The following is a 1,947-nucleotide window of genomic DNA, read 5'->3' as shown; positions in this document are numbered from 1 at the left end:
GACGAAGAAAACCGTTACCCCGTATGGCCCCGCCACTGACGTCACGTCAGCCATGCGGCGCAGTTCCAGGCGCCCCCCAAGAAGCACCGTCCCACGATGGAACGTGCCACACCCGTCCCCTCCGGGAGGAACCCCGTGACCCCCGACAGCCTTGAGCAGCTGCGCCGCTGCACCGTCGCCGTCGACCTCGGCGCCGCCCGCACCCGGGTCTACGTCCGGGACACCGGACTGATCGTGGACGAGCCGAGCATCGCCGCCGTCAACACCCGCACCGGCTCCCTCATCGCGGTCGGCGCCCTCGCCGAGGGCATGGCGGGCCGGACGCCCGACCACATCCGGGTCGTGCGCCCCATCTCCGGCGGCACGGTCGTCGACATCGACATGGCGCAGCGCATGCTCCGCTTCCTCGTCGCCGACAAGGTCCGCCGCGCCTGGCGGCGCAAGCCGATGGTGCGGGCGGCGGTCTGCCTGCCGTACGACGCCGAGCCCCTGGCGCAGCGGGCGGCGATCGAGACGCTGGCGGGGCTGGGCGCGCGCCGGGTCGAGCTGGTGGACACCCTCATCGCGGCCGCCGTCGGCAGCGGGCTGCCGGTCGAACAGCCCGAGGCGACGATGGTCGTGATCGCGGGCGCGGCGTCGACCCAGGTGGCCGTGCTGTCCCTGGGGTCGATCGTGGCGGCGGAGAAGGTGCAGGTGGGCGGGGACGCCATCGACTACGCCGTGGTCCAGCACCTGCGCAGCAGGCACGAGCTGATGCTGCCCACGCAGAGCCTGCAGCCGTTGCAGCGCGCGCTGTGCGCGGACCCCATGGAGGAGGGCGCGGAGGTGCGCGGCCGTGACGTGGCCACCGGCCTCTCCCGTACGGTCATGGTCAATACGCTCGACGTCCGCGAGGCCATCAACACCCCGCTGACGGGCGTGCTCGACGCCATCGGGCGCGTCCTGCGCGGCTGCCCGCCCGACCTCGTCGCCGACCTCGCCGAGGCGGGCGTGATGCTCGCGGGCGGCAGCGCCGTGCTGCCGGGCCTGGACCGGATGATCGCCGACGCCACGGGCATGACCGTGCGGATCGCCGAACACCCGGATCTGTGCAGCGTGCTGGGGCTGGGCGCGATGATCGAGGGCAAGGTGCGGCCGATGCACATCGACGCGCTCAACGCTTGATGTGCTCCCGGGAGGGACACCCGCACGTCCAAGGGATCCCGCACGTCCAGGGAATCCCGCGACACCTCTTGGGAACTTCTTTACCCTCCGGAGCCGTTTCCTCTGTGCACCCCTGATTTTTCGAGGAGAGACACAGATGGCGCTCTGGGACCGGTTCAAGGACTCCGCGGCAACGATGCAGGGTCAGCTGGTGGCGAAGAAGAACGAGCTCAAGAGCGGCGGCTTCCGTGACGCGAGCATGGCAATGTGCGCGCTGGTGGCGGCCGCTGACGGTTCGATCGACGCGTCCGAGCGGCAGCGCGTCGCCTCGCTGATAGCCACGAACGACGTCCTGCAGAACTTCCCGGCGGACGACCTCCAGGCGCGCTTCAACGACTACTGCCAGAAGCTGACGGTCGACTTCGACTTCGGCAAGGTCAGCGTGCTGCAGACGATAGGCAAGGTGGCGAAGAAGCCGACGGAGGCCCGGGCGGTCGTTCAGATCGGCATCGTCATCGGCGGGGCGGACGGCGATTTCGACAAGGAGGAGCGAGCGGTCGTGCGCGAAGCGTGCTTCGCGCTCGGCATCAACCCGGCCGAGTTCGACCTGTAGTCCGGCCTTCGGTCGACCTGCCCCGGGGCTTCGCCCCGGGCGCGCCCACCGGGGCGGGACGTGATCCCCGTCCGCGTCCGCAGGTAATCCGTGGCTGGTCGCGCCCACGCGGCGGAGCCGCATATCGATACAGCCCCGCGCCCCTTACGGGGCGCGCCTACGCCGCCGGTGCCTGCACCGGGACCGCGTCC

2 protein-coding genes are annotated in these 1,947 nt (G+C 70.9%); both read left to right on the top strand.

Going from position 1 to position 1,947, the window contains the following annotated elements:
- Window positions 1-96 precede the first annotated feature (96 nt).
- Complete coding sequence (locus K6I34_RS36345) at window positions 97-1,164, top strand: rod shape-determining protein (RefSeq protein WP_374231116.1); 1,068 nt, start codon at window positions 97-99, stop codon at window positions 1,162-1,164.
- A gap of 136 nt (window positions 1,165-1,300) precedes the next feature.
- Window positions 1,301-1,756, top strand: a complete 456-nt coding sequence (locus K6I34_RS36340; protein ID WP_229332293.1) for a tellurite resistance TerB family protein — start codon at window positions 1,301-1,303, stop codon at window positions 1,754-1,756.
- Window positions 1,757-1,947: the final 191 nt, after the last annotated feature.

This window comes from Streptomyces sp. UNOC14_S4, from assembly GCF_020740835.1.
Lineage (GTDB): Bacteria > Actinomycetota > Actinomycetes > Streptomycetales > Streptomycetaceae > Streptomyces.
The sequence above is the reverse complement of the archived record's forward strand: the minus strand, read 5'-3'. Positions and strand labels throughout refer to the sequence as shown.